Genomic DNA, 22,221 nt, shown 5'->3' on the forward strand with positions numbered 1-22,221 from the left:
AAAAGAACAGGGGATCACGCCATTTGCATTGATCTAGCAAGAAGGGTTTGCCGCCTGTCCCTACGCCAGTATTATCTGGATCAGGTTCATCGGGTCTTCACCAACTGGTGAATCTCAGGCCTTTCGACCACCCCGAGGCTTGTATTAGCAAGTAGGTGAAATATACAGAAAAAAGTGATGTTTTCCCATCTTTGATTGTTCAGATGATACAAAAAAAGGCGTCCGAAGACGCCTTAAAGTTCAAGTTACTACTGACTTAATTTTCAATTTTGGCTTTTAAAGTGTCTAGGCCTGAACGGAAAATACCTTCAATAGCATTGGTAGCCGTTTCGTCATTTAATTCTTTAGGCTCATGATGTTTGCCGGTATAGCCACGGAAAAATTTGGCCAACCAGGTGACCTTGGTTTGGTCGCCTTCAGCTTCTACAGTTAACCAGGCTTTATACTTACTGACAGGCACTGCAGGGATATCATGCATTTCGCCTTCAATATCAACCTGTCCAACCGAACTCATTTCATCAATCTGATACATAAAGCTCATGGATTCTTCGTCAAACTTTTTCAACGTTTCAGTGATGGTTGAATCATTTTTAAGGGTTAAAACGCGTGTCGCGCCAGGTTCATTCCCACCTTCTGCTTTAGTAGAAATAATGGCTGGGTGCCATTTATGCAGGCTGTCGAAATCTTTAACCATGTTCCACACCGTTTCAGCATCAGCATTAATCAACACCGTTTCTTCAACTTGCAGACGTGAAGCGCCATGAGCAAATACCAGCGCAGGTAACAGGAATAAGCCTGTTACCAGAACTTTCAATACAGCTTTCATCATATTTCCTTCTTATATTTCATTTGTAATGCCAACATTTAGCCCAATTAAACTACCATCACCTTCCGAAATGCTAAAGGGAAAAATTCACAAAGCGATCGCGTTCTGAATAGTTGAGCGTTGCAGATGGGGAGCAAAAAACTCAATAAAAGCATAACTGTAACCGCGAAGATAACTGCCTTTACGAATTCCCATGTGGGTCGTACTTGGTTTAAATAAACCACTGGCATCCAATGCCTGTAAAGGAGCATCTTTTACTGGATCAAATGCCATGCTGGCTATAATGCCAATACCAAGGCCCAATTCAACATAGGTTTTAATTACATCAGCATCAGTGGCGGTAAAAATAACGTTAGGTTTAAGACCACGTTCAATAAAAGACTGATCCTGTTGCGCGCGACCGGTAAAGCCCATTACGTAGGTCAGTATTGGATATTGTGAAATAGCCTCAAGAGTGAGTTTTTTTTCATTCAAAAGCGGATGCCCCGGTGGCGTAATCACGGTACGATTCCATTCGTAGCAGGGCAAAATCGCCAGATTATCAAATTTTGATAATCCCTCGGTTGCTATCGCCAGGTCCACTTTACCGGTGGCCGCCATTTCAGCAACTTCAGGTGGAGTACCTTGCACCATATTTAAGTGCACGTCGGGATATTGTTCTGAAAAGGCCTTGATAGCTTTTGGCAGAGCATAACGTGCCTGAGTGTGTGTGGTGCCGATTGAAAGTGTGCCTTTTTTCTCATGACGACTGTCAGCCGCCTGTTCACGTAAATTGTCTACTTCCTGTAACACCCGCTCAGCCATGGCAATAACGGATTCTCCCAGCGGTGTGATAGCCGATAAACGTTTCCCATGTCGTTCGAAGATTAGCAGCCCCAGCTCATCTTCCAGTAACTGAATCTGGTTACTTACACCTGGCTGAGAAGCATGCAGTGCCTGAGCCGCTGCAGAGATACTGAGGCCACGACGAGCCACTTCGCGAACATATTTCAATTGTTGCAACTTCATCCGCTATATCCGTAATTATTATTAGTAAGAGTAAATATATAAGTTTTTAGTGATAAAAGACCAGTTATGGTGCGTTACGTTTTACATTTCAATGATTGGAACACCTTGCTGAGGAAGCTGGAAAGGCACAGTTGTTTGATACTGTTCGCTTTCAGCCATAGATTCACCTTCCCGGGTTAAAATATTTTGCATCTCAGACTGTGCCAGGTATTCACATTTATCTTGAAAACACACTTTTATGGCCAAAGTGAGTGGATCTGCATTTTCTATAACCTCATTATCAGAGGTTTCCGGCGCTTGAATCGAAGCCGGTGGAAAAATAATCTGTGCAGGCTCAAACACCCGGTTTGAATCGGCAGGATTAATAAAAAAAGATGTTATCAATGCAGAACATGCTGCTGTCATAACTAACAAGATTCTATAAGTTGTCATCTTCAGCCTCTCATCCCAGAGTGGAGTTGGAGTTAGAGCTTCGTCTATACACCGTGAAAGAAATGTGAACAATTAGCAGTGTCAGTCAATTTAGGTTAAGGCTATGTTAAAGATTGGCTCTCAGTTCAAATGGCAAGGATTTCTTTATATTCTCATAAGTTATATAGATAGAAAATAATATTCATTGATTGAATATTGCCAACTGGTAAACTTGCTGCAAACTAAGCAGGGTAAAGGTCAATTTATTAATGGAATGGGGTTATTTGCTGGCAGGCCTGGGCGTAGGCATTATGGTCGGGATGACAGGCGTTGGTGGCGGATCGTTGATGACCCCAATTCTGATTTTTGGGTATGGTATCCAACCTGCAATCGCTGTAGGGACAGATTTATTGTTTGCGGCAGTAACTAAAGCAGGTGGTATCTGGGCTTATTGGCGTCATGGCGTGGTGCATTGGCGTGTGGTCTGGCGGCTTGCTGCAGGGAGTCTACCAGCTACCTTGCTGACTTTATGGTTTCTCAGTGCAACCGGTGTTCATGAAGGTAAGCACAATGATCTGATAACGGTTGCTCTGGGCATCGCTTTGATTTTAACGTCTAGTGCATTACTGCTGAAAAACTGGCTGGCCGGGATAATGAAAGCACGTCAGGGGCATCCTTTAGTGAATTATCTATATCGTTTACGACAGGATGAAGCCTTGAAGGCGCCGGCAACCGTCATTATCGGTGCTTTGTTAGGGGTGATGGTGACATTATCTTCGGTAGGGGCCGGCGCATTGGGAGCGGTTGTTTTATTATTTCTTTATCCGAAGATGCGTGGTGTCGAAATTGTGGCAACCGATATCGCACATGCTGTTCCTTTAACGGCAGTGGCCGGATTAGGCCATTCTGCAGTGGGCACGGTAGATTGGTCATTATTATCTTATTTGCTGATGGGATCGTTACCAGGCATTTATATTGGCTCACATCTGGGGGTGAGAATCTCAGATAAGATTTTACGGCCGTTGCTGGCAATCATTTTATTAATGGTTGGGATCAAATGTTTGCTTTAACAAACTAAACGAATGAAAAAGTAATTCAAAATGACAGAAATTAATGAAAAGCTTCAACTGAAAATTGATGCTGTAAAACAGTTGCTGGAGCAGATTGAGGCTGATTATAGCCCTGCAGTCTTGGCGACCAGTTATGGCGCTGAAGATATGGTGTTAATGGATTTGATTGCCAAATTTGCACCGCAAATCGGCATCTTCACTTTGGATACAGGTCGACTGCCCAAAGAAACCTATGATTTAATGCAGCAGGCTAAAAAGCACTATCAGCTTGAGGTTGAGGTTTATTATCCCGATACCCTGAGTATTGAACAGTTTGTGACACATAATGGACCAAACGCATTTTATGACAGTGTCGACCTGCGAAAACAATGCTGTGGAATACGCAAAGTTGCACCGTTAAATCGTGCTTTGGCTGGTAAAAAGGCCTGGCTGACGGGAATGCGTCGCTCACAGTCGGTTACTCGAAATGAGTTACCGGTATCTGAATGGGATGCAGACCATGAGTTACAGAAATTCAGTCCACTGACGGACTGGTCAAATGGCGAAGTATGGAAATATATCCGCGCTTTTGATGTTCCATTTAATGAATTACATAATCAGGGATATGCCAGTATTGGCTGTGCGCCATGTACCAGAGCGATTACCCCAGGCGAAGATATCCGGGCTGGTCGCTGGTGGTGGGAAAATCCTGAAACCAAAGAATGTGGCTTACACGTAAAGGCTAAGTAACAGAGAAAAATTATGACTGAAAAACAACTGACACACTTAAAACAGCTCGAAGCCGAAAGTATTCATATTATGCGTGAAGTGGCCGCTGAGTTTGAAAATCCGGTCATGCTATATTCAATTGGTAAGGATTCTGCTGTCATGCTGCATCTGGCCATGAAAGCATTTTATCCAGGCAAGCCGCCATTTCCGTTGATGCATATTGATACCACCTGGAAGTTTCAGGAAATGGTCAGGTTCCGTGATCAGCGCGCAAAAGAGCTGGGATTGGACCTTATCGTACATACCAATCAGGAAGGTGTTGAAGCGGGTATCAACCCATTCGACCATCCTCGCTATACAGACATCATGAAAACGGATGCTTTGAAACAGGCGCTGAGTAAACATGGCTTTGATGCGGCTTTTGGTGGTGCTCGACGAGATGAAGAAAAGTCTCGTGCCAAAGAGCGTGTATATTCATTTCGCGATAAAAACCATCGCTGGGATCCTAAAGCACAACGCCCTGAGCTATGGAACATTTACAACAGCAGAGTTAATAAAGGTGAAAGCATTCGTGTTTTCCCGCTGTCGAACTGGACAGAGCTGGATATCTGGCAATACATCTATCTGGAACAGATACCGATTGTACCGCTGTATTACGCCGCCGAGCGTCCAGTGGTCAATTACAATGGCCTGACCATCATGGTCGATGATGACCGTATGCGTATCCCGGAAGGTGAAAAAATCCGGATGGAAAAAGTCCGTTTCCGCACACTGGGCTGTTATCCACTGACCGGTGCGGTGAAATCCGATGCCGATACCTTGCCAGAAATCATTCAGGAAATGCTACTGACAACAACTTCTGAACGTCAAGGACGGGCCATCGATCATGATGAAGCCGGCTCGATGGAGAAAAAGAAACAGGAAGGTTATTTCTGATTTTGTTGGTGAAAGGATTATTAAGTTCCTTTCTAACCAATAAATAGAATTGAATACGATGCTCAAATTGATTGGCATCTTGACCCGTAAAGATAATTAAACCAGGCACTCAACATGACATATGAAACTGATGCGCTGATTGCGACCGATATCGAAGCCTATCTCAAACAACACGAAAACAAGGAACTGCTGCGTTTTTTGACCTGCGGTAATGTGGATGACGGTAAAAGCACGCTGATTGGGCGATTGTTGCACGATTCCAAAATGATTTATGAAGATCAGCTGGAAGCAGTGACACGTGACAGTGTCAAATCCGGAACCACAGGAAATCAGGTTGATCTGGCTTTATTGGTAGATGGTTTACAGGCCGAACGTGAGCAGGGTATTACCATTGACGTAGCGTATCGTTATTTCTCTACGACCAAACGTAAATTTATCATTGCCGATACACCAGGGCATGAACAATATACCCGTAATATGGCCACCGGTGCGTCAACCTGTCAGTTGGCGGTTATTCTGATTGATGCCCGTTATGGTATGCAGACGCAGACCCGCCGCCACAGTTTTATTGCTTCATTGTTGGGTATTAAACATATCATCGTGGCCATTAATAAAATGGATTTGATGGATTTCAGCGAACAGGTGTTTAACGATATTCGCAAAGCGTATAGCGAATTTGCCCGTGAACTGGAAATTGAAGATATTCACTTTGTACCGATGTCTGCCTTGAACGGTGATAATGTAGTAAACAGAAGTGAAAACATGTCTTGGTATCAGGGCAGCACCATGATGGAGCTGCTGGAAAATATCGAGATTGGGAAAGATGCCAATACCGAAGACGCGCGTTTCCCGGTGCAATATGTCAACCGACCGAATCTGAATTTCCGTGGCTACTGTGGCACTTTATCAGCCGGTATCCTTAAGCCGGGAGATGAAATCACAGTATTGCCTTCGGGTAGAGAAAGCAAAGTAAAAGCATTGGTCACTTACGACGGTGAACTGGATCATGCCGTACCGGGTGAATCAATTACCGTTACCCTGCAGGATGAAGTGGATGTCAGTCGTGGCGATATGATTGTGCATCGTGATCATCAGCCACATGTATCCAGTCGTTTTAAAGCCATGGTTGTATGGATGACAGAGCAACCACTGGTGGCTAATAAACAATTTAACATCAAGGTCGGCGTTTCTGACAGTACAGGTGTCATGACACAAATTGATCATCAGATTGATGTAAATACGCTGGCGCATAATGTTGTGACTGAGCTGAAACTCAATGAAATCGGTTTATGTGAATTTTCATTAAATAAACCTGTTGTGTTTGATGCATATAAACGTAATCGTACCACCGGTGCATTTATTATTATTGATCGTCTGACTAATGTTACGATTGGCGCTGGCATGATTACTGAAGCCATTAGCGGCATCACCAATGATACTGCAACTTCAACTGATATCACTGCATTCGAGGTTGAATTGAACGCCTTAATCCGTAAGCACTTCCCGCATTGGGATGCCAAAGATATCAGTGATCTGCTGAAGTAAAATCCAAATAAATCAGGCCGTGCTTGCGGCCTGATTTTATGATCAATTGTTCTGCAACAATTACTAAAACTCCCGCTTTTGAATCATTCAAATCCCGTTAAATTTTTCCGTTACATGGATGCGGTTTGCTTTATGTTATTGAAGCCTTCCTTCATTTTTGCAATCTTGTACAGGATTGTTAAAGTTACTTTGTAAATTTTTTGCGAATAATGTGAACCGGTTTGAGTAGCAGTCAGTGATTTAGGTTACATTCTGCGGAACCGGGATTGGTGAATAATGAAAGAACAAGCAGATTTTCGAAAGATAGGTTGTGGTGAGTGTTTAAACAGTGGTTTATTGGGCTTCGATTTTTCGATGGCATTCCAGCCGATAGTCAATACAACCAGCCAAACGGTTTATGCACAGGAGGCTCTTGTTCGAGGCTTGGAAGGACAGGGGGCCGGTCAGGTTTTTGAGAACGTTAATCAAGATAATCGCTATCGTTTTGACCAGGCCTGTCGGGTCAAAGCCATCAAACTTGCAGCAGAGCTCAATATTCAGAGCAAACTCAGCATCAACTTTATGCCCAATGCGGTTTATAAACCCGAACTGTGTATAAGGACAACGCTGGAAGCAGCTGAAATTTACAATTTTCCCATCGAACAGATTATTTTTGAAGTAACTGAAGGTGAGCAGATAAATGATCACGCTCATCTGCAGGATATTATCCAGTCTTATCAGCAACAGGGCTTTATCACGGCGATAGATGATTTTGGCGCCGGTTATGCAGGTTTGAACCTGCTGGCAGATATGCAGACCGATCTGGTGAAGCTGGATATGGCCCTGGTGCGCAATATTCATAACGATAAAGTCCGGCAGACCATTACTCGCGGTATTATTGCGGTTTGCGATGATTTAGATATTACCGTGATTGCGGAAGGTATCGAATCTGCAGATGAACTGCACGTTTTGCAAGAGATGGGAATTGAACTATTCCAGGGATTTTATTTTGCCAGGCCAAGTTTTGAATCTTTAGCAACAGTATCATCCGATTGGTGGCGCTAGGGCTTGCTGATCTTTCATATCCACCACTGTTGGCGGCTATGAAGGGGTAATAGCCCCTGATAAGGCCTGATGCCAAATCCGTTGTTTTGTTTCATAGTTCATAGCGGCATGGGCAGGACTGGTGGAGGGTAGCCTGTGGAATAACGGTGAAATTCTCGCAGCTTCCAGTTGTTTTGCCACATAGCGTTTGAAGACCTGTTCTGCTTTACCACCATTAAAAAAGATTTGTGTTACTGATGGATGAAGCTGCAGAAAAGCCACAAAATCATTAGCAATCATTGACTGCGTTTCAATATTTTGATCCAGGCTCCCCGGTCGATAACAACTTTTCAACACATCCCACACAGCAATCTGCTGCTGTTTTAATAACTCACAGCGTTGTGAATAGTCTAACTTCTCCGAGTGACCATAAAGCGACGTAATGATTGGCCAGAACGCATTGCGTGGATGGGCGTAATAACGCTGCTGTTTTAATGATTCCAGCCCTGGCATGGAACCGAGAATAAGGATTTTCGGTGTTGTGCCAATAATTGGTGGAAAGCTGGTGGCTAGTTCCAGAATTTGATTGTTTTCCATAGCCTTACTGATAGAGCCTGTCCTGATGTCTTATCCAGCCATGCGGATGACGGTTGGCCGGATCATGATGGGTCCAGTGAATTAAGCCGCCCTTATCATTCCAGATATATTCACCGTAAACACGGACTTCATCACCTTCTCTGATATCGTCAATTCTGGGTGCCAAATCGATATTGTGAACAATTAACAGGGTTTGTCCGCTGGCTAATTCAATAATAAAACGTTGATGTCGACTACCGTCGTTGTCGTCGGAAAGTAGCCGGGTGACTGTACCCGACACCTCAATTTGAACATCACTTTGCCGTTGTTCAATGAGCTGTTCAATATTACTGGCCGTTGCGGGGGGATTATTCTGCGGTGCGGGCTCATAAAAACTGCCCATAAAGATCAGAATGGCAAAGCCAAATATGATCCACACTCGTTGTTGCATACGCTTTGGTTTAGACATTATCGATTTGCTCCGCCAATAGCTCAATCCAATAGTTTACTGGCTGTTGTTTAGCAGAAAGGTGCAATTGACACCCAATATTCGCCGTAACCATTTTATCTGGTTGCGTTGCTTACAGTGCAGTAAGTTTTTTTGCGTAATATGGCACATCTCAAATCTGTGGTGTCGGCAAATCCCCATCAGTCCGACCGGTCTGGAAGCGAAGCTTTTATCGCAGAAGGTATCGGTTTTCAGATATATTCATCCTCCCAAGCTATTGTTATCGTCGATGAATCATGGACTGACTTGGTTAGCTTTAGTGGCTTTTTGGGCGGCAATTAATAACGATATAGCCATTTATAATTTCCTGTTATATGTCGTCATCGTTATAATGTGCGGTCCATTGAAACCGTTTAGAGACCATAAATGTATCAGTACGATAAGTATGATCAAACGATGATAGATCAGCGGGTAGCTCAATTTCGCGATCAGACCCGTCGTTTTCTTGCCGGTGAATTGACTGAAGAGCAATTCCGTCCGTTACGCCTGATGAATGGTTTGTATATTCAAATCCATGCTCCGATGCTGCGAGTCGCTGTTCCTTACGGCATGATGTCATCCCGTCAGGTTCGTAAAATTGCAGAAGTTGCACGCCGTTATGATAAAGGCTTTGTGCATTTCACTACACGACAGAATTTTCAAATGAACTGGCCCAAACTGGAAGATGTGCCAGATATTCTGGCGGAGCTGGCGACGGTCCAGATGCATGCCATTCAAAGCAGTGGTAATTGTATTCGTAATACCACTTCGGATCAGCTCGCCGGGGTGAATGCCAATGAAATAGAAGATCCACGCCCATGGGCTGAGATGATTCGCCAATGGTCTACCTTCCACCCTGAGTTTGCTTATTTACCGCGCAAATTTAAAATTGCTGTTGTAGGCTCAAAAGAAGATCGTGCAGCAACCAAGTTGCATGATATCGGTTTGCATCTGGTAAAAAATCACGAAGGCGACGTTGGCTTCGAAGTCCTTGTAGGCGGTGGTTTAGGTCGTACACCAATCATTGGTGAACAGATTCGTCCTTTCCTGGAAAAACAGGATCTATTGTCATATCTCGAAGCCATAGTGCGTGTTTATAACCGCCTAGGTCGTCGTGATAATAAATATAAAGCCCGTATCAAGATCACGGTTCGGGAACATGGTATTAACCACATCCGCGAATTGGTCGAGGCTGAGTGGGTACATATTCGCGATCAGTTAAAACTGGATACAAAAGAAATTGAACGGGTAAAACAGTATTTTACTGAGCCGGCTTATGAACGGGATGCGGCTGATTCTGATAGCAGTTTTGCTGATTTAGTCGCGCAAGATAAAGAATTTGCCCTTTGGGTTAAACAAAATACTGCCGACCATAAAGTTCCAGGTTACAGTGCGGTCTATGTTTCATTGAAAAAACCGGGCCAGGCTCCAGGTGATATTACTTCCGAACAACTTGAAGTAGTAGCAGATTTAGCGGATGAATTCAGCTTTAGTGAAGTGCGTTCCACTCACACTCAAAACCTGGTGTTTGCCGATGTGAAACAAGCGGATTTGTATGCCTTATGGCTGCGCCTCAATGCAGAGGATTTGGCTACACCAAATATTAATACTCTGACCGATATTATCTGCTGTCCAGGACTGGATTATTGTGGTCTGGCCAATGCGACTTCAATCCCGTTATCCAAAGGGATTGCTCAACGGTTTGATGATTTGGATTATCTGCATGATCTGGGTGATATCAAAATCAAGTTTTCTGGCTGCATGAATGGCTGTGCCCATCAAAGCGTGGGGCATATAGGTATTCTGGGCGTCGATAAGAAAGGCGAAGAGTGGTATCAGTTTACTCTGGGTGGAAGTTCAGAAGCAGATGCGTCACTTGGTGAGCGTCTGGGCCGGGCGATTCCAAAAGCGGATGTGGTCGATACTGTTGCCCATTTATTGGATGCTTATATCGATCTGCGCCATGAAGATGAGAGCTTCCTCGCGACGGTACGACGTGTTGGCGTAGATCCTTTCAAGGAGCGTGTTTATGCAGAAGATCATTAAAGATCGCGAGATCGTTGACGACAATTGGCAGCATCTTGATGATGAAGCTGCATTGGTTGCTGGCAACATTACGGTTTCAATAACCCGTTGGCAGGAACAGCACGAAACGTTGAGCCAGCATGAAGGTGGTCTGGGCATTCGGCTTTCCGGCGACGACCCACTTGAGGAAATTGTGCCGGATTTGGCTCGTTTTCAACTGATTGTACTGTTATTTCCAGCATTTACTGATGGACGTTGCTATTCCTACGCCCGTCTGTTGCGTGACAGGTACCAGTTTAAAGGTGAAATCCGTGCCCAGGGTGATGTGCTATACGACCAGCTGTTTTATATGTCGCAATGCGGTATCAACAGTTTTGAACTGGCCAACCCTGACCATCTGACGCAAGCCCTGGCGGCATTCGATGATTTCAGTGACAGTTATCAGGCAACAGTGCTCAGACCTGTTCCGTTATACCGTCGCCGTTAATTCGTTAATCCTATGGCTGTCTATGCAATTGGTGATGTTCAGGGATGTTTTGATGAGCTGATCAAATTACTTGAGGTTGTGAGATTTGATCCGCAGCAGGATCAAATCTGGTTAGCTGGTGACCTGGTTAATCGTGGTCCAAAATCGTTAGACACCCTCAGGTTTGTGCGACAGTTAGGTGAGCAGTCAGCAAAAGTCGTATTGGGCAACCATGATTTGCATATGCTGGCCCACGCTGCGGGAAATAATGAATTCACTCATCGGCTGGATACCATTGAACCGGTTTTGACCGCTGAAGACAGTGATGAATTGATTAACTGGTTACGCCAACAACCCTTGTTTTATCATGATAGGGAATTACAGTTTTCAATGGTGCATGCTGGCTTACCTCCTGAGTGGAGCATCGATGAGGCATTGGAAAGAGCCGCTGAAGTCGAATCGGTGCTTCAATCAGACGACTGGCGTGAATTTTTTAAACATATGTATGGCAACAAACCCAAGCGCTGGTCTGCTGAGTTAACCGGCTGGGATAGATTACGCTTCATTACCAATTGTTTTACACGTCTGCGATACTGCAATGAAGACGGCAGCCTGGCGCTGAAATTCAAAGGCGCGCCCAAGGATAAACCAGAGGATCAGAAGCCTTGGTTTATGATGCCCAATCGCGCCAGCGTCAATGACAAAATAGTCTTTGGCCATTGGTCACAACTGGGCACCGGTCAGTATGACAATGTGTTTTCATTGGATAGTGGCGCGGTCTGGGGCGAGCAATTAACGGCTGTGCGAATTGATCAAACGCCTTATCAATGGACGGTTGTTGAAGCTGATGCCGATGGATTACCGCATACTGGCAATAAAACGGCTGCTGAAAAACAGCGCTGGCTGTAACTGACTGTTAGGCATTCATTTTTAAACACAGTACAATATCTTTTTTTTCTTTTGGACATTTCTGAAATATGAGCAATATCAAAACCTTTTCAGGTGACTTTTCCGCAAAAGGCATACGAGTAGGTATCGTTGCAGGCCGTTTCAATGATTTTATTGTTGATAATCTGATTGCCGGTGCAGTAGATACATTATTACGTCATGGTGCTGCGGAAAAAGATATTGAAATTGCCCGCGTTCCTGGAGCCGTTGAAATCCCGCTGGCTGTGCAACGTATGGGTAAAACAGGCAAGTATGATGCAATCATTGCATTAGGTGCGGTGATTCGTGGTGGTACTCCGCATTTTGAATATGTCGCTGGGGAATGTTCAAAAGGGCTGGGCCAACTGACGTTGCAATTGGATATTCCAATTGCTTTTGGTGTGTTGACTGTTGATACCATCGAACAGGCGATTGAACGTGCTGGCACTAAAGCCGGTAATAAAGGTGCTGAAGCAGCGATGGGCATGATTGAAATGGTTAACGTGTTGCGCCAAATCGGAGCTGCCAAGTAAATGGCTGGTGGACTGCCCCGGACTCAGGCTCGACGTGCTGCCGTGCAAGCGCTTTATCAATCTTTGGTCAATAATCAGGCTCCTGAAAAAGACACGATGGATTTTGTCATGGCGGAATACGCCAATAAAATCGACAAAAACTATTTTCAACTTCTGGTGGAAGGTGTTACTAAAGAAATCGATACCATTGATGCCGAACTGACCCATGCGGTAGACAGAAGTTTAGCCACTGTTGACCCTGTTGAGATTTCAGTATTACGTCTGGCCGTTTTTGAATATATGCACCGTCCGGATATTCCGTATCGCGTGGTCTTGAATGAAGCCGTTGAACTGGCCAAATCATTTGGGGGTGAACAGGGCCATAAATACGTTAACGGGGTTCTCGATAAAATGGGCGCCCGTTTACGCCAGCCAGAATATCAGGCTGCCAAAGCCGCTCGCGCTCAGAAAAAAGCGAATTGATTAACTGCCCCGAAAAGATAAAATCATCCAGACGGGGCTTTTTTTGAATGAAACCTTCTCCCGAATTTTCACTGATTCAGCAGTATTTCCATGCGTTAACGACTCATCGCGAAGATGTGATTGTGGGGATCGGTGATGATTGTGCCGTTTTAAACAATCCTCAGGATACCTATACGGCAGTTTCAATTGATACCTTGGTACAAGGCATACATTTTTTTGCCGATGTTGATCCGTATCGTCTGGGTATCAAAGCTCTGGCTGTCAATCTCAGTGATCTGGCCGCTATGGGTGCTCAACCTGCCTGGTTCACTCTGGCCTTAACCTTGCCTGAAATCAATGATGACTGGTTAAAACAGTTTTCAGCCGGCTTGGCATATATCGCTAAAAAATATCAAATCCAGCTGGTGGGCGGGGATACCACCCGTGGTCCATTAACCATTACCATTCAGGTGCATGGGCATGTAGCCAAGCAAAATATATTGCAGCGTAGTGCTGCTGAATCAACCGATTTGATTTGTGTAACCGGATGTCTGGGGGATGCCGCCGCAGGGCTGCAGTTTAGATTGGGGCAACTAGAAACAGGATTGTTAACTGATACAGATTTTGAATATCTATTACAACGGTTGGAAATGCCGACACCGCGTAATCAAATAGGTCAGCAACTGGTCGGCAAAGCACATGCGGCGATTGATATTTCAGATGGTTTATTGGCTGATTTGAATCATATACTTAATGCGAGTGGAAAAGGGGCAAAGCTGGATATATCTGCTTTACCATTTTCTGATGCCTTAAAAAAATTGCCCACAGAAATGGCAACGCAACTGGCTTTGACGGGTGGTGATGATTACGAATTATGCTTTACCGCGACGGCGGGCAATGTGGCGAAACTTAAACAACAGTTTCCTGAGATGATTCAAGTGATTGGTGAAATCACTGAAGATGTAGGTATGTTTTATCAGAATGCCCAAGGTGAATGGCAGGCATTCTCAGAAATAAAGGCAGGCTATGACCACTTCGCATAATAAGGTCACTTTTTCACAGTTGCTCAAAAGACCAGCCTGTTTGCTGGCCTATGGCTTTGGTTCGGGATTATCCCCCAAAGCACCGGGCACCATGGGTACATTAGTCGCATTACCCATCTACTGGTTGATACAAGATGTCGGGCTGTTAAGTTATTTACTCATTACGGTAGTTGCTTTTATCGCCGGGATCTGGATTTGTCAGCAAGCAGTAAATTGGCTTGAAAAGGACGATCCTTCTGCTGTGGTATGGGATGAAATTGTTGGTTATCTGGTGACGATGATTGCCGCGCCAGCAGGTTGGCAGTGGATGCTTTTGGGCTTTGTATTGTTCAGATTCTTTGATATCTGGAAGCCATGGCCAATATCATGGGCCGACCGTAAATTACATGGTGGTTTTGGCATTATGCTGGATGATGTAATCGCTGGCGTGTTAGCCGCGTTTATATTACAGCTTAGCTATTATTTGCTCTGAAACTGCCAGATTGCAGTCTCAGAGCTACAATGTATTTAACTTAATTGCATACCAAAGTTCTGTTCAAACCGTTCAGCAAAACTCTGACTAGTAAATTGATGATTCTGCGTGCCATGTTGTTCAATTTTAATGGCGCCCAATAACGAGGCGATACGCCCAGTCATTTCCCAATCCTTGCCATGCAAAATACCGTGTAATAATCCTGCACGATAAGCATCCCCACAACCAGTTGGGTCTACAACTTTTTCAGCTTTAGCACATGGGATATCTATACGTTTACCTTCTGTGTAGATGTGTGAGCCCTGAGCGCCACGGGTAATGATTAATGCTTCAACAAGTTTGGCTATTTCTTCGGGTGGCAGACCAGTTCTATCTTCAAATAACTGGGCTTCATAATCATTCAAAGCAATATACGTTGCCTGTCTGGCAAATTGCAGCAGATCTTCACCATCAAACATCGGTAAACCCTGACCCGGATCAAAAATAAATGGAATGCCGGCATCCGCAAATTGCTGGGCATGTTGAATCATGCCATCACGACCATCTGGAGCGATAATGCCCAGCTTGATATTTTGCGCTTCGGTGATTTTGGTTTCATGAGCCAGGTTCATTGCCCCGGGATGAAAAGCAGTGATCTGATTATCATCAATATCGGTAGTGATATAAGCCTGTGCAGTGAAATGATCGTCTTTAACATGCACATGACGACGGATAATCGAAAATTTATCCATCCAGGCCGCATAGGTAGCGAAGTCGCTGCCCACTGTTCCCATCGGTACTGGCTCATCACCCAACAGTTTCATATTGAAAGCAATATTACCGGCACAACCACCAAATTCACGGCGTAATTCAGGTACAAGAAACGCCACATTCAACATATGCACTTTATCAGGCAGAATGTGATTTTTAAATTGGTCTGGAAAAACCATAATATTGTCGTAGGCAAATGAGCCACAGATAAGTACCGACATGTTGCTATACCTCTTTTGTATGAATCTGTTGTGCATCAGCAGTAACTGACAGATGACCACTGATAAAATCAGTCAGGTGATGGCCAACGATTTGATATCGCCAGCCATTTAATAAAGTAAGATCTTTATCCCCACGTACCAGCTTTTCAATGTCTTTACGGCTGGCCACGGCAATTGGAGTGATCGATTGCTCATCACAGAATTTGCGTAATAATGCCATCAATGCATCAATCAGAGCTTCCTGCTGATTGCTCAGTGGTTCAGGTTTAAGCAATATTGGCCATTGTTCGGGCGGAGTTTGTTTGGCTTTGCTGATAACGTCAATAATAGCTCGACCACTGCGTTCAATATCACGCGCTTCAAGCCCACGGATTTGACTGAGTTTTTCCGGTTTTTCAGGGGCAAATCTTGCCAGATCCAGCATCACTTCATCTTTGAGAATCCAACGCCTTGGGCGATCCCGCTCCATTGCGCGCTGTTCACGCCATGCTGCCAGTTGCTGTAATATGGCCAGTTGAACACCTTTTAATTTACCCGCGCCACGAATTTTGCGCCAGATTGTTTCAGGATCAGCAACGTAATTATCTGCATTGGACAGGGCGGCAAAATCTTCTTTAAGCCATTCCGTACGCTGTTGTTTTTCCAGATCGGCAGACATTTGATGATAAAGCTCGCGCAGATAACGTACATCATCTGCTGCATATTCCAATTGTTCAGGACTTAATGGACGCTGTGTCCAGTCGGCTCTGGAATGGGCTTTATCAAGGCTGACGTCAAGACGTTGTTTAACCAGGTTGCCATAACCAATCTGATCGCCATCCCCCAGGATAGTCGCGGCCAGCTGGGTATCAAACAGATTTGGTGGAAGGGAATTTTTTAACAGATACAGCAGTTCCAGATCCTGCCGGGCTGCATGAAAAACCAGTGTTATATCCGGTTGATAAAGTAAATCCAGCAAAGGAGTGAGATCTTTTATAGCGATGGGATCAACACAGGCAATGGTATCGTCATTGGCAATCTGGATCAGGCACAACTGGGGATAATAGGTTTTTTCGCGAAGGAATTCCGTGTCAATGGCCAGCCATTTGCTGTGCTGAATTTCCGAGCAAAATTGTGTTAACGCAGCATCCGAATCAATGTAAAGAACAGTCATGTTATCCAGCTAAAAAAGCGCTCAGTATAACTGTTTTTAAAGGATATTGCGGGCGTTCGCCTGGGTCAGCACCTTTTCTATGGCTTCAATGATGATTTCGGGTTGTTCATGGGGAATCGCATGACCACTCTGATGGGCAAACATATGTTGGCTGATGGGCGATAAATGCGTGAGATCCTGCTGCAGATTAATCCAGGTTTTTTCGCGTTGCTGCATTACCAGATCCCCATACCATTCAGGTTTACCGCGACTGATGACAATCAGCGGCACGACAGGCATAGCAGAATTCTGTTGAACTTGAACTGCGCTTTGTTCGAGAGCAGAAATTTCTGCTCGGGCAGCATGAAATGCTCGTTCACGTAACATTGGTGGCTTATTGGCATGCGCCATGCTGTCAGTCGATTTGGGCAAAATCATAATCGTACCGCGGCGATTGAAATTATTAGGCAGTTTAATTTTAAACTGGTTGTATTGATCTTCATGCGATGCGTCAACCAATACCATGCCGGCAACCATATCCGGATTGTTAGCGGCAAAGATACGAATATTGTATCCACCAAATGAATGTCCAACCAGAATATATGGAGCAGGTATATCGGCTTCCTCTAATAAGATTTCCAGTTCTTGTGCAATTCTATTGCTGGTTCTGGGCGCAGGACCAAAATCACTCCAGCCATAGCCGGCACGATCAAATATACAAATCCGGGAATTTTGAGAAATTGCCTGCTGAATTGGCAGCCAGTCAGTAGAATCATCGCCAAGCCCTACATCCACCAGAACGGTTGGACTTCCTGAGCCAGTGCAATTGATGTGTAACTGGTAACCTCCCACGTCATAACGTTGGCCCGGGATAGCCGGAAATTCGGCGGCAATTATTGGTGTCGAAACAGACCAGAAAACCAAAAGAGGCCAGACTAACGCTTTCATCAAGTGACTCCGGAGCGATTAACTTACAGTAAAGTTAAGAGCGGTGAGTCGACTTAAAGTTCCAGATCTGCAGCAGCAATTTTCTGCAGAATATCTTGCTGTGTGAAGGGCCAGTTCAATTCACTATCGTCAGAAAATTTAATCACCGGGATGCGGATGCCATATTGCTCTACCAGCTGATCATCATCACCAATTTCGATAATCTGCAATTGAATGTTGTCAGCAGCTGGTAAGTTATGAACTTGCTCCACCGCTAATTCGCATAAATGACAACCAGCGGTAGAAAATAATTGCAGTTGAATCATGTCTCACGCAATCGTGGGATGAGTTCAACAAAATTGCAGGGACGATGCCGAACATCCAGTTGGTATTGTAAAATATCATCCCAAGCGTTTTTACAAGCGCCTGAAGAACCAGGCAGACAAAAAATAAACGTGCCATTTGCCACGCCGGCTATTGCTCTGGATTGCACAGTCGATGTGCGAATAATGTCATAGGAAATCTGCCGGAACAGCTCACCAAAACCGGTGATTTCTTTATCAAATAAAACACTGACAGCTTCCGGTGTGCCATCTCTACCCGTTAGTCCTGTGCCACCAGTGGTGATAATAACGTCCACCTTTTCGTCACATATCCATTGCGAAATAACAGAACGTATCTGATAAATATCATCTGTAACAATCTTTTTGTCAGCCAGCTCATGGCCTGCAGCAAGCAAACGGTCTTTTAAGGTTTTTCCTGATACATCATCGGATTCAGTCCGGGTATCTGAAACCGTTAGGATGGCAATTCTGACAGCAATAAAGTCACGGTCCATGAGCAGTGGTTCTCGTATGTAAAGATTAAAAACAAGTATAGTCACCATATGACGTAGGGTCTAGAATGCAACGCAATAGTGAGGAGTCATAACAATGAAAAAAGTTTTATTAGTCTCAGCAATCTCAACCGCAATCATGATGTCTGGTTGTGCCGCAGATGATCCTAACATGCGAACTAAGCGTGGCGCTGCCATTGGCGCAGCTGCAGGATCAATAATCGGGTACGCGATTGATGATGGAGCTGGTGGTGTTATTGCCGGTGCCGCAGTAGGTACTCTGGCAGGTGCAGGTGTTGGTCGATATATGGATAATCAGCAGCGTGAAATGAATCAGGCGCTGGCCGATGAACAGGCGCGCAATGAATTGCAAATTCAACAATTGCAGGATGAATCCTTAAAAATTGATATTTCTAATGAAGTCTCTTTTGACTTTGACAGCTCAGCCATCAAACCTGCCTTTGAACCGACTCTGAATAAAGTCGCTGATGTGTTGCAGCGTTATCCGAAAACGATAATTCATGTCATTGGACATACCGACAGCAAAGGTTCAGAAAGTTATAATCAGCAACTTTCTGAACGCCGGGCGCAATCGGTAACAAACTACTTTGCGTCACGAGGTGTGCTGAAAGAACGTCTGGTACCAATGGGCCGTGGTGAACTTGAGCCGCGAGCCACAAATGATACCGAAGCCGGGCGACAGTTGAATCGTCGTGTAGAAATTATTGTTAAACCTATTGTTGAGGGACAGGAAGCTGAAGCCTACCAAACGCCGTAAAGGCACATCAGAAAGAAATCAGGCACCATCTCAGGATTTGATTTTTGGTTTACATGCGGTACAGGCGGCTCTTGAGTCGCCTGTTTCACGTGTGGCCGAAATCTGGGTGGCTGACGAACGCCATGATCAACGTGTGGAGACCATTTACAAGCTGGCTGGCGATCAGGGGATTCGTTTACATAAAACCCAACGTCATCAACTGGATGATATGGTGCCGGAAAGTCGTCATCAGGGCTGTGTTGCCCGCTGTCATCCATTAGCTGTGTTGGATGAAACGGATCTAGACACAATACTGGATAATTTACAGCAAACACCGTTTTTGTTGATTCTGGATGGTGTCCAGGATCCTCATAATCTGGGCGCATGTCTGCGTACCGCGGAGGCGGCCGGAGCGCATGCCGTGATTGCACCCAAAGATCGTGCCTCAGGGTTAACGCCGACAGCAATCAAAATTTCCAGTGGTGCTGCTGAGCGCCTGCCGTTTATTCAGGTGACCAATCTTGCGCGGGTATTAAGGGATCTGCAGCAAAGAGGGATCTGGCTGGTCGGCACATCTGGGGAGAGCGAGTTAAGTCTTTACCAAGCCGATCTCAAGGGGCCGTTAGCGATCATCTTGGGAGCTGAAGGGCAGGGTATTCGCAGGTTGACCAGAGATCATTGTGATCAGGTTATGTATATCCCGATGCAGGGAGCCGCCGAGAGTCTCAACGTATCTGTTGCTGCAGGCGTCTGCTTATTTGAAGCGGATCGTCAACGCCGCTTGTGAGCAGGTAGTAAAATAAAGTAAAATGCCAGATTGCCTTTGATAGGTAAAACTCCTTGCTTTCTGAAATTTTTCAGCAAGCTGTATAAACCGTGAGGAGCTCAAATTGAGACATTACGAAATCGTGTTTCTGGTCCACCCTGATCAGAGCGAACAAGTGCCCGGTATGATCGAGCGCTATACCCAAACTTTGACCGCTGCTGGTGGTCAGGTTCACCGTCTGGAAGACTGGGGCCGCCGTCAATTGGCCTATCCAATCAACAAAGTTCACAAAGCACATTATGTGTTGATGAATGTTGAATGTGATGTTGAGCAATTGAACGAAGTCACAACTGCTTTCCGTTTTAATGATGCCGTTATCCGTCACCTTGTTGTCAGCATGGACGAAGCTGTTACAGAAGCTTCTCCTATGATGCGCAAAGACGACGAAAAACCCGCTTCAAAAGCCTAATCAGGAGATATCACGATGGCACGTTTTTTCAGACGTAGAAAATTTTGTCGTTTCACCGCTGAAGGTGTGAAACAAATCGATTATAAAGACGTAAACCTGCTTAAGAATTTCGTTACTGAAACAGGCAAGATCGTTCCAAGTCGTATTACCGGTACTAAAGCTCGTTTCCAGCGTCAGCTGTCAACTTGTGTCAAACGTGCACGGTTTCTGGCATTGCTGCCTTACTGTGACATGCACAAGTAATTTAGCTTTTCAGTTGTAAGGTTAAGATCAAAATATTATGTTGCGGGGAATCGCTGATTTTGCAATGAAAGGTCGCTGGCAGGCTGCTTTGGCAGCTGCTTTGCTATCGGTCGCTGCAATGTTGCTCCCACCACTCAATTATCTCGCTAGCGGGGTAATTGTGCTGGCCACATTACGTGTAGGCCCTCAAGAAGGCCTCCGGGTAATGGCCGCAACCTTGGTAGTGTTTGCTGCCGTCGCCGGACTGTTATTCGGACAACTCTGGATTGCATTGGCGTTATTGCTGACCAGTTGGTTACCGGCTTATCTGGTGACCCTGGTGCTGGGATACAGTCGTTCTTTGGAACGGGCGCTTCTGGCTGCGGCCGGAGTCGGTATTCTGGTGGTACTGATATCACATATCTTTTTGCCTAATCCGGCATTGTGGTGGCAGGAAATGCTGACACCATTTGTTCAATTACTATCTGAACAATCCGGTTGGCAGATGAACGCCACAGAAACGCAAAACTTTCTGGTACAAATGGCCAGCATGATGACCGGTCTGATTGCCGCAGCAGTAAGTGTCAATATTATTCTGGGCATTTTGATTGGCCGTGCATGGCAAGCCTCGTTATATAACGAGGGTGCATTTGGCAGTGAGTTTACTCAAATTACTCTGGGTAAAACACTGGCGACTGTGACAGCCGTCTTGATGGGGCTTTCCCTGACTGGAATGGCGGGGTCTTTGACGTTGCTGGTTGATTGTTTACCGGTGCTGTTAGTGCTTTTTGCATTACAAGGTATTGCGGTTGCACATGCAATCGTTCGATTGAAACAAAAGTCAGTCGCCTGGTTAGTCGTAATGTATGTGCTGATGGTGTTAATGCTGCCACAAATGATGATTTTAACTGCCACACTGGGCATATTGGAACAATGGTTTAATTTTCGCAAACGCGCAATCGCGTAACGCGGTTATTTTATAAGCAGTCTGAGACTGCGAATGAGGGTTAGAACGATGCAAGTAATTTTGCTGGAAAAAGTTCAAAAGCTGGGTAATCTGGGTGATGAAGTTAGTGTAAAAGCTGGCTATGGTCGTAACTTCCTGGTTCCTGCGGGTAAGGCTTTGCCTGCCAACAAAAACAACAGAGAAAAATTTGAAGCTCGTCGCGCTGAACTTGAAGCGGCTGCTGCCAAATTACTTACTGCAGCTCAGGAACGTGAGAAAAAGCTGGTTGCAGCTGGTGAAGTCGATATCATGGCTAACGCTGGTGTTGAAGGTAAATTATTCGGTTCGGTTACTGCTGCAGAAATCGCTGATGCGGTCAATGCAAAAGGCGCTGATGTAGACCGTAATGAAGTCCGTTTACCAACAGGACCTTTACGCCACACTGGTGAATACAACATTGATGTGCAATTGCATGCTGATGTTGTTGTGAGTGTGAAAGTCAATATCACTTCTGAAGCTGAGCTGGCTGCCATTGCTGCTGCTGAAGAAGCTCGTAAAGCACGTGATGCTGCACGTGAAGAAGCAGAAGCGATTGCCAAAGAGCAAGAGCAGTAAAAATTAGTTAAAAATTGGGACATGGTGTTCCATGTCCCAGTAATTTTGTGATTCGCTAATATGGAATCAAATGCTTGTTTAACC

The 22,221-nt window shown here is 45.0% G+C and carries 28 protein-coding genes and 1 riboswitch; of the genes, 18 read left to right on the forward strand and 10 right to left on the reverse strand.

The genetic code is table 11. The features are described from left to right. Positions 1 to 39: 39 nt before the first annotated feature. Positions 40 to 145, reverse strand: a riboswitch (TPP riboswitch). Between the two features lie 111 nt (positions 146 to 256). From AC08OG_RS03375 to AC08OG_RS03385, 3 genes are all read right to left on the reverse strand, one after another. After that, positions 257 to 829: an SRPBCC family protein gene (locus AC08OG_RS03375; protein WP_292411293.1), complete on the reverse strand. Its 573-nt coding sequence runs from the start codon at positions 827 to 829 to the stop codon at positions 257 to 259. Positions 830 to 913: 84 nt separating this feature from the next. Then, complete coding sequence (cysB, locus tag AC08OG_RS03380; protein ID WP_292357767.1) at positions 914 to 1,834, reverse strand: HTH-type transcriptional regulator CysB; 921 nt, start codon at positions 1,832 to 1,834, stop codon at positions 914 to 916. An 81-nt stretch (positions 1,835 to 1,915) separates the two neighbouring features. Continuing rightward, positions 1,916 to 2,266, reverse strand: coding sequence for a hypothetical protein (locus tag AC08OG_RS03385; RefSeq protein ID WP_292357769.1), 351 nt, complete (start codon positions 2,264 to 2,266; stop codon positions 1,916 to 1,918). A gap of 248 nt (positions 2,267 to 2,514) precedes the next feature. Here AC08OG_RS03385 and AC08OG_RS03390 point away from each other — a divergent pair, with 248 nt between their 5' ends. From AC08OG_RS03390 to AC08OG_RS03410, 5 genes are all read left to right on the forward strand, one after another. Then, positions 2,515 to 3,315: a sulfite exporter TauE/SafE family protein gene (locus tag AC08OG_RS03390; protein WP_292357771.1), complete on the forward strand. Its 801-nt coding sequence runs from the start codon at positions 2,515 to 2,517 to the stop codon at positions 3,313 to 3,315. A gap of 30 nt (positions 3,316 to 3,345) precedes the next feature. Further along, on the forward strand, positions 3,346 to 4,044 hold the full coding sequence (locus AC08OG_RS03395; RefSeq protein ID WP_292357773.1) for a phosphoadenylyl-sulfate reductase: 699 nt from the start codon (positions 3,346 to 3,348) through the stop codon (positions 4,042 to 4,044). Between the two features lie 12 nt (positions 4,045 to 4,056). After that, entirely contained in the window at positions 4,057 to 4,959 is a 903-nt protein-coding gene (gene cysD, locus AC08OG_RS03400) for a sulfate adenylyltransferase subunit CysD (protein ID WP_292357774.1), read from the forward strand. Between the two features lie 114 nt (positions 4,960 to 5,073). Next, on the forward strand, positions 5,074 to 6,504 hold the full coding sequence (gene cysN / locus AC08OG_RS03405) for a sulfate adenylyltransferase subunit CysN (protein ID WP_292357776.1): 1,431 nt from the start codon (positions 5,074 to 5,076) through the stop codon (positions 6,502 to 6,504). A 276-nt stretch (positions 6,505 to 6,780) separates the two neighbouring features. After that, positions 6,781 to 7,548, forward strand: coding sequence for an EAL domain-containing protein (locus tag AC08OG_RS03410; RefSeq protein WP_292357778.1), 768 nt, complete (start codon positions 6,781 to 6,783; stop codon positions 7,546 to 7,548). Between the two features lie 36 nt (positions 7,549 to 7,584). Here AC08OG_RS03410 and AC08OG_RS03415 read toward each other — a convergent pair whose 3' ends face one another. Beyond that, on the reverse strand, positions 7,585 to 8,124 hold the full coding sequence (locus tag AC08OG_RS03415) for a DNA-deoxyinosine glycosylase (RefSeq protein ID WP_292357779.1): 540 nt from the start codon (positions 8,122 to 8,124) through the stop codon (positions 7,585 to 7,587). 4 nt (positions 8,125 to 8,128) lie between these two features. Further along, on the reverse strand, positions 8,129 to 8,572 hold the full coding sequence (locus tag AC08OG_RS03420) for a DUF3465 domain-containing protein (protein WP_292357780.1): 444 nt from the start codon (positions 8,570 to 8,572) through the stop codon (positions 8,129 to 8,131). A gap of 405 nt (positions 8,573 to 8,977) precedes the next feature. Here AC08OG_RS03420 and AC08OG_RS03425 point away from each other — a divergent pair, with 405 nt between their 5' ends. The 7 genes from AC08OG_RS03425 to AC08OG_RS03455 all read left to right on the forward strand — a co-directional run bounded on the left by AC08OG_RS03425 (position 8,978) and on the right by AC08OG_RS03455 (position 14,497). Further along, entirely contained in the window at positions 8,978 to 10,636 is a 1,659-nt protein-coding gene (locus tag AC08OG_RS03425) for a nitrite/sulfite reductase (RefSeq protein WP_292357781.1), read from the forward strand. After that, complete coding sequence (locus tag AC08OG_RS03430; protein ID WP_292357783.1) at positions 10,620 to 11,102, forward strand: DUF934 domain-containing protein; 483 nt, start codon at positions 10,620 to 10,622, stop codon at positions 11,100 to 11,102. Before AC08OG_RS03425 ends, AC08OG_RS03430 begins: the two co-directional genes overlap by 17 nt. A gap of 12 nt (positions 11,103 to 11,114) precedes the next feature. Continuing rightward, positions 11,115 to 11,990: a symmetrical bis(5'-nucleosyl)-tetraphosphatase gene (locus tag AC08OG_RS03435; protein ID WP_439503806.1), complete on the forward strand. Its 876-nt coding sequence runs from the start codon at positions 11,115 to 11,117 to the stop codon at positions 11,988 to 11,990. A 68-nt stretch (positions 11,991 to 12,058) separates the two neighbouring features. Beyond that, positions 12,059 to 12,541, forward strand: coding sequence for a 6,7-dimethyl-8-ribityllumazine synthase (ribH, locus tag AC08OG_RS03440; protein ID WP_292357787.1), 483 nt, complete (start codon positions 12,059 to 12,061; stop codon positions 12,539 to 12,541). Beyond that, positions 12,542 to 13,003, forward strand: coding sequence for a transcription antitermination factor NusB (gene nusB, locus AC08OG_RS03445; RefSeq protein WP_292357789.1), 462 nt, complete (start codon positions 12,542 to 12,544; stop codon positions 13,001 to 13,003). A 47-nt stretch (positions 13,004 to 13,050) separates the two neighbouring features. Further along, positions 13,051 to 14,025 (forward strand): thiamine-phosphate kinase, encoded by a 975-nt coding sequence (thiL, locus tag AC08OG_RS03450; RefSeq protein ID WP_292357791.1) that lies wholly within the window; start codon positions 13,051 to 13,053, stop codon positions 14,023 to 14,025. Continuing rightward, the gene (locus AC08OG_RS03455) at positions 14,009 to 14,497 is read left to right on the forward strand and encodes a phosphatidylglycerophosphatase A family protein (RefSeq protein ID WP_292357793.1); all 489 of its coding nucleotides are present in this window, start codon (positions 14,009 to 14,011) and stop codon (positions 14,495 to 14,497) included. The genes thiL and AC08OG_RS03455 overlap by 17 nt, the downstream gene beginning before the upstream one ends. 35 nt (positions 14,498 to 14,532) lie before the next feature. Here the strand turns inward: AC08OG_RS03455 and AC08OG_RS03460 are convergent, their stop codons facing one another. Genes AC08OG_RS03460 through moaB form a run of 5 tightly spaced genes read right to left on the reverse strand, consistent with a single transcriptional unit; the run spans position 14,533 to position 18,365 of the window. Then, complete coding sequence (locus tag AC08OG_RS03460) at positions 14,533 to 15,468, reverse strand: carbohydrate kinase family protein (protein ID WP_292357795.1); 936 nt, start codon at positions 15,466 to 15,468, stop codon at positions 14,533 to 14,535. Positions 15,469 to 15,472: 4 nt separating this feature from the next. After that, positions 15,473 to 16,621: a ribonuclease D gene (gene rnd / locus AC08OG_RS03465; RefSeq protein WP_292357797.1), complete on the reverse strand. Its 1,149-nt coding sequence runs from the start codon at positions 16,619 to 16,621 to the stop codon at positions 15,473 to 15,475. 36 nt (positions 16,622 to 16,657) lie between these two features. Continuing rightward, on the reverse strand, positions 16,658 to 17,548 hold the full coding sequence (locus AC08OG_RS03470) for an alpha/beta fold hydrolase (RefSeq protein ID WP_292357799.1): 891 nt from the start codon (positions 17,546 to 17,548) through the stop codon (positions 16,658 to 16,660). 53 nt (positions 17,549 to 17,601) lie between these two features. Beyond that, the gene (locus tag AC08OG_RS03475; protein WP_292357801.1) at positions 17,602 to 17,853 is read right to left on the reverse strand and encodes a glutaredoxin family protein; all 252 of its coding nucleotides are present in this window, start codon (positions 17,851 to 17,853) and stop codon (positions 17,602 to 17,604) included. Then, positions 17,850 to 18,365 carry a molybdenum cofactor biosynthesis protein B gene (gene moaB, locus AC08OG_RS03480; RefSeq protein ID WP_292357802.1) on the reverse strand — a complete coding sequence of 172 codons (516 nt, stop codon included), beginning with the start codon at positions 18,363 to 18,365 and terminating at the stop codon, positions 17,850 to 17,852. Before moaB ends, AC08OG_RS03475 begins: the two co-directional genes overlap by 4 nt. Before the next feature lie 94 nt (positions 18,366 to 18,459). On the opposite strand from moaB, the gene AC08OG_RS03485 reads away from it, so the two are divergent. The 6 genes from AC08OG_RS03485 to rplI all read left to right on the forward strand — a co-directional run bounded on the left by AC08OG_RS03485 (position 18,460) and on the right by rplI (position 22,137). Further along, positions 18,460 to 19,140 (forward strand): YiaD family glycine zipper/OmpA-like lipoprotein, encoded by a 681-nt coding sequence (locus AC08OG_RS03485; protein ID WP_292357804.1) that lies wholly within the window; start codon positions 18,460 to 18,462, stop codon positions 19,138 to 19,140. A gap of 37 nt (positions 19,141 to 19,177) precedes the next feature. Beyond that, entirely contained in the window at positions 19,178 to 19,906 is a 729-nt protein-coding gene (gene rlmB, locus AC08OG_RS03490) for a 23S rRNA (guanosine(2251)-2'-O)-methyltransferase RlmB (protein WP_292358134.1), read from the forward strand. 103 nt (positions 19,907 to 20,009) lie between these two features. Beyond that, the gene (gene rpsF / locus AC08OG_RS03495) at positions 20,010 to 20,354 is read left to right on the forward strand and encodes a 30S ribosomal protein S6 (protein ID WP_292357805.1); all 345 of its coding nucleotides are present in this window, start codon (positions 20,010 to 20,012) and stop codon (positions 20,352 to 20,354) included. A gap of 15 nt (positions 20,355 to 20,369) precedes the next feature. Further along, positions 20,370 to 20,597: a 30S ribosomal protein S18 gene (gene rpsR / locus AC08OG_RS03500; protein ID WP_292357806.1), complete on the forward strand. Its 228-nt coding sequence runs from the start codon at positions 20,370 to 20,372 to the stop codon at positions 20,595 to 20,597. 37 nt (positions 20,598 to 20,634) lie between these two features. Then, the gene (locus AC08OG_RS03505; RefSeq protein WP_292357808.1) at positions 20,635 to 21,543 is read left to right on the forward strand and encodes a YybS family protein; all 909 of its coding nucleotides are present in this window, start codon (positions 20,635 to 20,637) and stop codon (positions 21,541 to 21,543) included. 48 nt (positions 21,544 to 21,591) lie between these two features. Then, positions 21,592 to 22,137, forward strand: a complete 546-nt coding sequence (rplI, locus tag AC08OG_RS03510; protein WP_349676187.1) for a 50S ribosomal protein L9 — start codon at positions 21,592 to 21,594, stop codon at positions 22,135 to 22,137. Positions 22,138 to 22,221: the final 84 nt, after the last annotated feature.

The sequence above is a fragment of the Methylophaga sp. F7 genome, from assembly GCF_056863975.1.

Bases quoted from the DNA above. Each gene is read 5' to 3' on its own strand.
- AC08OG_RS03375 (WP_292411293.1), bottom strand. From the start codon at position 829: ATGATGAAAGCTGTATTGAAAGTTCTGGTAACAGGCTTATTCCTGTTA.
- cysB (WP_292357767.1), bottom strand. From the start codon at position 1,834: ATGAAGTTGCAACAATTGAAATATGTTCGCGAAGTGGCTCGTCGTGGC.
- AC08OG_RS03385 (WP_292357769.1), bottom strand. From the start codon at position 2,266: ATGACAACTTATAGAATCTTGTTAGTTATGACAGCAGCATGTTCTGCA.
- AC08OG_RS03390 (WP_292357771.1), top strand. From the start codon at position 2,515: ATGGAATGGGGTTATTTGCTGGCAGGCCTGGGCGTAGGCATTATGGTC.
- AC08OG_RS03395 (WP_292357773.1), top strand. From the start codon at position 3,346: ATGACAGAAATTAATGAAAAGCTTCAACTGAAAATTGATGCTGTAAAA.
- cysD (WP_292357774.1), top strand. From the start codon at position 4,057: ATGACTGAAAAACAACTGACACACTTAAAACAGCTCGAAGCCGAAAGT.
- cysN (WP_292357776.1), top strand. From the start codon at position 5,074: ATGACATATGAAACTGATGCGCTGATTGCGACCGATATCGAAGCCTAT.
- AC08OG_RS03410 (WP_292357778.1), top strand. From the start codon at position 6,781: ATGAAAGAACAAGCAGATTTTCGAAAGATAGGTTGTGGTGAGTGTTTA.
- AC08OG_RS03415 (WP_292357779.1), bottom strand. From the start codon at position 8,124: ATGGAAAACAATCAAATTCTGGAACTAGCCACCAGCTTTCCACCAATT.
- AC08OG_RS03420 (WP_292357780.1), bottom strand. From the start codon at position 8,572: ATGTCTAAACCAAAGCGTATGCAACAACGAGTGTGGATCATATTTGGC.
- AC08OG_RS03425 (WP_292357781.1), top strand. From the start codon at position 8,978: ATGTATCAGTACGATAAGTATGATCAAACGATGATAGATCAGCGGGTA.
- AC08OG_RS03430 (WP_292357783.1), top strand. From the start codon at position 10,620: ATGCAGAAGATCATTAAAGATCGCGAGATCGTTGACGACAATTGGCAG.
- AC08OG_RS03435 (WP_439503806.1), top strand. From the start codon at position 11,115: ATGGCTGTCTATGCAATTGGTGATGTTCAGGGATGTTTTGATGAGCTG.
- ribH (WP_292357787.1), top strand. From the start codon at position 12,059: ATGAGCAATATCAAAACCTTTTCAGGTGACTTTTCCGCAAAAGGCATA.
- nusB (WP_292357789.1), top strand. From the start codon at position 12,542: ATGGCTGGTGGACTGCCCCGGACTCAGGCTCGACGTGCTGCCGTGCAA.
- thiL (WP_292357791.1), top strand. From the start codon at position 13,051: ATGAAACCTTCTCCCGAATTTTCACTGATTCAGCAGTATTTCCATGCG.
- AC08OG_RS03455 (WP_292357793.1), top strand. From the start codon at position 14,009: ATGACCACTTCGCATAATAAGGTCACTTTTTCACAGTTGCTCAAAAGA.
- AC08OG_RS03460 (WP_292357795.1), bottom strand. From the start codon at position 15,468: ATGTCGGTACTTATCTGTGGCTCATTTGCCTACGACAATATTATGGTT.
- rnd (WP_292357797.1), bottom strand. From the start codon at position 16,621: ATGACTGTTCTTTACATTGATTCGGATGCTGCGTTAACACAATTTTGC.
- AC08OG_RS03470 (WP_292357799.1), bottom strand. From the start codon at position 17,548: ATGAAAGCGTTAGTCTGGCCTCTTTTGGTTTTCTGGTCTGTTTCGACA.
- AC08OG_RS03475 (WP_292357801.1), bottom strand. From the start codon at position 17,853: ATGATTCAACTGCAATTATTTTCTACCGCTGGTTGTCATTTATGCGAA.
- moaB (WP_292357802.1), bottom strand. From the start codon at position 18,365: ATGGACCGTGACTTTATTGCTGTCAGAATTGCCATCCTAACGGTTTCA.
- AC08OG_RS03485 (WP_292357804.1), top strand. From the start codon at position 18,460: ATGAAAAAAGTTTTATTAGTCTCAGCAATCTCAACCGCAATCATGATG.
- rpsR (WP_292357806.1), top strand. From the start codon at position 20,370: ATGGCACGTTTTTTCAGACGTAGAAAATTTTGTCGTTTCACCGCTGAA.
- AC08OG_RS03505 (WP_292357808.1), top strand. From the start codon at position 20,635: ATGTTGCGGGGAATCGCTGATTTTGCAATGAAAGGTCGCTGGCAGGCT.
- rplI (WP_349676187.1), top strand. From the start codon at position 21,592: ATGCAAGTAATTTTGCTGGAAAAAGTTCAAAAGCTGGGTAATCTGGGT.